The sequence below is a fragment of the Pseudomonas sp. BJa5 genome (assembly GCF_030272875.2).
Classification (GTDB): Bacteria; Pseudomonadota; Gammaproteobacteria; order Pseudomonadales; family Pseudomonadaceae; genus Aquipseudomonas.
Map to the genome: position 1 here is coordinate 1 of NZ_JALRNG020000121.1, position 292 is coordinate 292.

The 292-nt window shown below is 62.7% G+C and carries 1 pseudogene; it reads left to right on the top strand.

What is annotated here, in order from left to right:
* Positions 1 to 254: pseudogene (locus M2D63_RS25665) on the top strand (ACT domain-containing protein); the annotation flags it as partial.
* Between the last annotated feature and the right edge of the window lie 38 nt (positions 255 to 292).

Consider the following 292-nt stretch of genomic DNA (forward strand, 5'->3'; position numbering starts at 1 on the left):
GTGACGGCCTGAGCGACGCCCTGCGCAATCCCGATGTTTACCCGACCATCATAAAGCGCCGGGTACCGCGACAGCTCAAGCACTTCACCTATGCCCCGCAGGTGACCATCCACACCGATGCCCAGCGGCAAGTGACCATCCTCGAACTCAGCGCCCCCGACCGCCCCGGCCTGCTGGGGCGGATCGGCAAGATCTTCCTGGAGTTCGACCTGTCGCTGCAAAATGCCAAGATTGCGACCCGCGGCGAACGGGTCTAAGACGTGTTCTTCATTACCGACGCCGACAACCAGCC